The organism is Bifidobacterium merycicum DSM 6492 (assembly GCF_900129045.1).
In the GTDB taxonomy this organism is placed as follows: Bacteria; Actinomycetota; Actinomycetes; order Actinomycetales; family Bifidobacteriaceae; genus Bifidobacterium; species Bifidobacterium merycicum.
In genome coordinates this window covers 1-6257 of record NZ_FQTX01000013.1, presented here as the reverse complement: position 1 = coordinate 6257, position 6257 = coordinate 1, and the positions used below count along the sequence as shown (strand labels likewise).

The window sequence follows — 6257 nt, the reverse complement described above, 5'->3', positions numbered from 1 at the left end:
GACCTCCTTCGGCATCATCGTGGCGCTGCTCGGCATCCTGACCGCATGGTCCGTCGCGTTCGGCACCAAGGAAAGCGAAAGCGCCCTGCGCTCCAAGGCCCAGAAGAACGGTGGCCCGCTGCAGGCGTTCAAGGCCCTGTTCCAGAACGACCAGCTGCTCTGGGTGGCGCTGTCCTACCTGCTGTACGCCATCGCCAACGTGGCCACCACCGGCGTGCTGATCTTCCCGTTCAAGTTCGTGCTGGACAATCAGGCCGCCTACTCCGTCACAGGCATCATCGCGCTGGTGGCCGGCCTGGTCATGACACCGCTGTACCCGATCCTGAACAAGCGCATCCCGCGCCGCTACCTGTACATCGGCGGCATGATCTCCATGATTGTCGCTTACGTTCTGCTGGTGTTCATGTTCAAGGTGAAGATCAGCGAGAAGATGCACGACGAGATCGTCGAGCAGCTTGAAGCCAAGCTCGCGTCCGGTGAAATCTCCGACGAGGAAGCCGAGACGGTCGAGACGGTTGAAGCCGTCAACGAGAAGGCCAAGACTCTGACCGAATAAATAACCAATACTCGTCACACCCTCCTTTCTCTCTGATGGAGGCCCCAATTTCGGTTGGGGCCTCCATTGGTATATGCGCTGTTTTATAGCCATTCAAAGTTTGTCAAATGGATAAAACGACCGATGCCCCGGGGCATAATGCAACCAATGCTGTTTCGCATTTTCGCTCAAGGCGTATCTTGCCGTGTTTTGAGACGAACCATGTGTTTTCGTGAATAACCAATCGAAGAATCGAATTAGATTTCATTGTTTCGGATGAGGAGGTCCCAGCTTTACAAGGGGTATTAATGACATTCATCTCACGGGCGGTGCGCTATGTGCTCAGAGAACGAGTGCGCACCGTGGTGCTGTTCATTGTGCTGACCATCATAACGGCGAGTATGCTGTCCGCGACCGCAGTTTCTCAGGCGGCTCAACATGAGGCCGGGCGGATTGAGAAACAGGCGGCCGGCGGATTCGTGCTGGCCAGTAACCTGCAAGGCAGCATGCTGACACCTCGCGGAGGCGGAATGGTTCGTCCCGCCGATGTGCAACGAATCTCGAAGTTGCCTGGGGCCGACTCGTATATGGTCAGGCAGAACGCCACCGCCGATCTCGTGGGCGCCAGCGTGGTGAAGGTCCCCGGCGGCGATGATTACGATGCGGAGAAAGAACAGCAGTTCGGCAATGCGGCCAACGTCATAGGCACAAACGATTCGTCAAAACTCAATGTGCTCACGTCGCACACGCTTGGCATAGTCGAAGGGCGTCATCTCAAGGCATCCGATAAGCATACGTCGATGGTCCATGAGGATCTCGCCAAAACCAATGGGCTTAAAGTCGGTGATACCCCCACGCTCAAGGCCAATCCATATGATGCCGACAACGAGACGCGTCCGACAGCAACCGTCAAAACCACCATCGTTGGAATATTCAAAGGAGACGGCGACAGAAAGGTATCCAGCCGCGCGGAGCCCACCTCCAACACTGTGTACACCGATTTGGACACTACAAGTACTCTGTACCAGTACAAGGCCGGCAAGGGAATATACCGGGATGCCACTTTCGTTCTGGCCAGGGGTGTCGACGTGGAGAAAACCATGGAGGCAGCGAAGAAGCTTCCAGTGGATTGGAACAACTACCAGATCACGCGCAATGACCAATGTACGTCGAGCATGCTGAATGCCGCCCGAGGTGTGCGTTCCATGATGCGCAGCGCTTTGATTGGCGTGACCATTTCAGCCGTGATGGTTCTCAGTCTCATGCTCTTACTGTGGATGAACGACCGACGCCAGGAGATGGGCGTATTGGTGTCCCTCGGCATCGGCAAGCCATCCCTAGTTGCCCAATATCTAACCGAGATGATTCTGATCGGCCTGCCGTCCCTGGTCTTCGGATGGTTGTGCGCACGAGGAGTGGCCCAATGGCTTGGCACCTCGGCCCTCCGTTCCGTGAACGCCTCCGCGGCGAAGGAGCTGAGCAGCATGGGGCAGGTCGGCGGCGATCTCGAATCCAATATGTCGGTTCGCACCTTGGATTCGCTCACGGTATCAATCGACACAACCGCCGTACTGTATGTATCGCTCGGCCTGCTGGCGGTGATGCTGGTATGCGTCGCCATATCGTGCATACCGATGCTGCGCAAGTCGCCGCGAAGCCTGTCGGGGCTCCGATGACGGGCATGAACGTGTGGAATCGTGCCACGCTGGCAATCGTACGTAAACCGGTGCGCAGCGGAATCATCGGACTGCTGATGCTGATGGTTTTCACCAGTCTTGTGGCTCAGGTCGGAGTGTCAACGGCACTTCAGAACCTGTCCGACGATATCGGCAGAAGCATGGGAATAGGTTTTACCGTCGACACAGGCGAGAATCCTGCAAGTCCAAAGGAAGCGAGCCGGTTCTCGCGCATCCCCGGCGTAAGGAAAACCGTTTACGAGCGTAAGACCTTGGCAGGGGTGGATGGAGCGCATCCGGTTGTTCCCGAACATGGTCCTCGGCTGGATTCCGGTCTATCCACGCAGGTCAGCGTGCTGGGCACCACTGGCTCCTCGTTGTCCGAAGAGTTCCAAAGCGGTCTGTACCGGTTGGAACAAGGGCACCACATTTCAGGTAATGGCCGGAACGTACTGATTCACCGGGATTTCGCACGTGAGAATGGGCTATCGGTGGGATCAACACTCCGGCTCAGTCAGGAAGACCGCGATTCCACCGTTCGCGTGGCCGGAATCTTCTCTGGCAATGTGCAGGCACAGAGCCCTATGCCATCGGACGCATCGGAGAATCTTATCTATGCGGGTGCCCAAGTGGTTTCCGCGCTGACTGGAGAGGAACGGGTCGGCACGATCCGGTGCCTCTCGGATAATCCGCAGGCTCTCTCCGCTGCAGTGGCCCAAGCGAAAAAACGCTGGAAGCAAGTATGGCGTCACCGATGACTCGGCGCGGCTTTCCGGCGTGCTGCAGTCGGTGGAAACAGTGCGCGATCTGGTCCGTATGGTGCTGTTGTCCGTTTGCCTGGCTGATGTGTTGGTACTGGGCATGGCGCTTGTCTTCTGGATCCGCTCACGTATCCATGAGATAGGCACCCTTCTGGCTCTCGGCATCGGCAAGATGCAGATTATCGCCCAGTTTGCAATCGAAACTGGTCTCATGGCTGCGGTTGCCGCCCTGTGCTCGCTGGGCACAGGCTCCCTATTGTCTGGATACGTGTCCTCGCTCCTGCTGCACGATTCGGGAGTCGCGCCTCTTGAATCATTGCAGGTGGAGGCTCTGCCGCCAGAACAGACGCTGTTCGTCCTGCTGCTCGGATGTGCGGTCATCGCGATCGCACTTGCCGTGTCGTGCGCCGCAGTGCTGGCCAAATCCCCGAAATCCATTCTTTCCTCTATGCGTTAGGAGATATTAATCATGACCGTCTGTCTGCAATTGGACCACGTCAATTACTCATATGGCGCGGCGAAGATCCGCGTTCTTTCGGATGTGAACGCAGATTTCGAATTCGGGAAGATGTATGCGATAACCGGCCCATCGGGAGCGGGGAAGAGCACGTTGTTGTCCCTGTTGGCCGGTCTGGATGCCCCCTCTGATGGAGTGGTTCGTTTTGAGGGCGAGGATATAGCCACGACGGGTTATTCAAAGCACCGTCGCGGGCATGTATCCTTGGTGTTCCGGGACCATAATCTGATCGACTATCTCACCCCCGAAGAGAATCTGCGCCTGGTCAATCCCAGGGCCGATATGAAGATCCTCGAGGATCTGGGGCTGAGCCGTGAGGAATCGAAGCGCAACATCATGCACTTGTCGGGTGGCCAACGTCAGCGGGTGGCGGTCGGCCGCGCCCTAGTGGCGCCCGGTCGCGCAATTCTGGCGGATGAACCGACTGGCAACCTGGATCCGGAAATGACTGATGAGGTGATTAATCTTTTGCGGCATGCCGCCCATCAACTCGGTAAATGCGTCATCGTGGTGACGCATTCCAAGCGTGTTGCCGGTTCCGCCGATGCCGTTTACACCCTCAGGCGTAAGAAGCTAGCCAAGGCATAGCTCGCTCGCACAGACCGCGTCTTCCATCCGAACAGCGAGCCACCATCAATGGCCTTTCGGACTTCCATCGTGGCAGGGGCCCCCTTGACGTGTGCCTGCTGCGTCACGTAATGAATGCGTTGGACCGCGGCATTGACGTTGCCTACGTGTCCATGAGCGGGGCGGTACGGGGCTTCCACTCACTGTTTGCGAACAACGTGGGCTGGGGCGACGTGCACGGCATCGTGGATGGTTCGTTATTACAACGGCAGTTCTCGATAAACCAAATCGTCACGGACTGCAAAGCCCTGCCGTTCCCAGAAATCGTTGCCGGCGTCGTTGTCTGCGGGCACCCCGACAGCGACTTTCGGCAGGCCGATCGCACGAAGCGTCTCAACCACGCGGCCCACCAAAATCGAGCCAATGCCTCTACCACGTGCGTCGGGGTCGACCGCCGTGTGGTAGATGCGCGACCGTCTTCCGTCGTTGCCGGCAAGAATCGCGCCAATGATTCTTCCGTCATCATCCTCGGCTACGAAACAGGTGTCGCGATTGCGTTTGAGAAACGTCTTTATTGCATCCTTGCAATCGTCTATGTCCCTCATAGTGAAACCTGTGCATCGTGTCCACAGTCCGTATGCCAGCGGATAGTCCTCGATTTTCATATGGCGTATGGTCATTGCGATCGGTTCGGTCATATTTCCCCCTTCCTTCTTAAACGCCAACTCCGATTCTCGCATCGTTCGCGGTATTTCCCGTGCGGGTATGTCATATTTGCGTTGCGCGGCCGTCTGCAGCGCGCGTGTCGGGGAAGCCCCCTGAAGGATGATCCGTTGATTTTCGGGGATACCCCGGATGCGAGCACACGGCAACGGCACGGTGAACTGTGTTTAACTGGAATCATGCATGTGAAGAACGGAAGTGTCGCGAGAGCGGCAGCTGTGGTAACCGCAACCGGCATATTGTGCGGCATTGTGCCTATGATTGGCGCCGCACTGCGCAATTCGGCAATCGCAACAATGCGTGAAACCAATATTTTGCAGGCTTTAGCGGTGCTGCCAGAAGGGTTGCGCGACTGCTCCACGGTACTTGCGTACCTGTTCTCAACGGTGGGCTGCATCGCAATTGTTGCCGCGCTCGCCGCTGTTGATTCGCGTATTACCGGTAGCAGGCGCGTTGTTATCCGCGATGCCATCGTGTCGGCGGCACCGATACTGTACGTGATCGGCGTCAAATGGCTGGTCGAACGCCCCCGTCCGATTACATCCGCTGGCAATGGTCTGTTGCCGGACGATCCAAGTTTTCCGAGTGGCCACACGGCAGCCGCGGTGATCGTATCGGTCATGATGATTCTTACCGTGCGTAATTTCGCGCGAAAATGCTTCCCCGATGGAGAAGATGACGGGCGTGCAAACAGAAGACGGGTGTTCCTCAGCAGAGCGGTCATCGGCGCTGTCGCGCTTGTCGTGGCGGTCGCCTGTTCGCGATTGCTGCTCGGTTTGCACTATCCGACTGACGTGATTATTCCCGCCACTATCTGTCCGCTCATTTCCTACGCCGTGTGGTGTGTATGGAACGCATACGAAAACGCGGGGGAGCGGTAAAAGCGTGCGCCGTTGACGAAATATGTGGGCGTTTGGGACGTGGCAGGGGATTTCACACAGTTTGCGTCAGCATGGTGAATGACTGATTAGATCCGTCGTTTTCGACCACGCCGATTCGTATGGTGCGCACGCGGGGCCTCCCTGTCTCCCTTCCTCGTCTGTCCTTATTGGCTAGACGGCGATAATGCATTGCAAGACGCGGTTGGATTTGTTTTTTCTGGCATGAAGACCCGCGATGGGTGCTTCGCGACACGCGCGGTAGTGTCGTTTTCCGTGTTTTTCGGGTTTGTTTTCCGTTTGTTCGTGGTGCCGTCCGTGTGTTTCGTCCCGGTTCCCGGGGTTTCGGGCTTGTTTTCGACACGCCGGTGGATGTGTTTGTTTGCAGGGGTTTTGGGGTGTTCGTGTGGGGGTGGGTTTGCGTGGGTTCGGGTTTTGGTGTAGGTTTTTCTCTTGCTGCTCGGCGCGGCACGGTTCCCCTCCTTGAGGGTGGATGGTTCCGGGTCGGTGCGGTGGTGGTTTGAGAACTCAAGAGCGTGTTTTGTACTACTTCTTTATAGTCAAATGATTGCCAGTCCGTCCACGGCCCGCGCGCTTTCG

The 6257-nt window shown here is 57.1% G+C and carries 5 protein-coding genes and 1 pseudogene; 5 read left to right on the top strand and 1 reads right to left on the bottom strand.

Annotation, left to right across the window (positions count from 1 at the left end):
* From BUB29_RS09445 to BUB29_RS09430, 4 genes and pseudogenes are all read left to right on the top strand, one after another.
* On the top strand, window positions 1-556 hold a 556-nt coding region (locus BUB29_RS09445), incomplete at its 5' end, for an MFS transporter (RefSeq protein ID WP_200784156.1).
* 287 nt (window positions 557-843) lie between these two features.
* Entirely contained in the window at window positions 844-2211 is a 1368-nt protein-coding gene (locus BUB29_RS09440; protein ID WP_033523974.1) for an ABC transporter permease, read from the top strand.
* Window positions 2208-3429 (top strand): annotated as a pseudogene (locus tag BUB29_RS09435) (ABC transporter permease). The gene BUB29_RS09440 and the pseudogene BUB29_RS09435 overlap by 4 nt, the downstream one beginning before the upstream one ends.
* A 12-nt stretch (window positions 3430-3441) precedes the next feature.
* The gene (locus BUB29_RS09430) at window positions 3442-4077 is read left to right on the top strand and encodes an ABC transporter ATP-binding protein (RefSeq protein ID WP_033523973.1); all 636 of its coding nucleotides are present in this window, start codon (window positions 3442-3444) and stop codon (window positions 4075-4077) included.
* A gap of 239 nt (window positions 4078-4316) precedes the next feature.
* Here BUB29_RS09430 and BUB29_RS09425 read toward each other — a convergent pair whose 3' ends face one another.
* The gene (locus tag BUB29_RS09425; RefSeq protein WP_081888370.1) at window positions 4317-4754 is read right to left on the bottom strand and encodes a GNAT family N-acetyltransferase; all 438 of its coding nucleotides are present in this window, start codon (window positions 4752-4754) and stop codon (window positions 4317-4319) included.
* A gap of 204 nt (window positions 4755-4958) precedes the next feature.
* Here BUB29_RS09425 and BUB29_RS09420 point away from each other — a divergent pair, with 204 nt between their 5' ends.
* A complete protein-coding gene (locus BUB29_RS09420) occupies window positions 4959-5660 on the top strand; it encodes a phosphatase PAP2 family protein (RefSeq protein WP_033523975.1) in 702 nt (233 codons plus the stop codon).
* The last annotated feature ends 597 nt before the right edge of the window (window positions 5661-6257 follow it).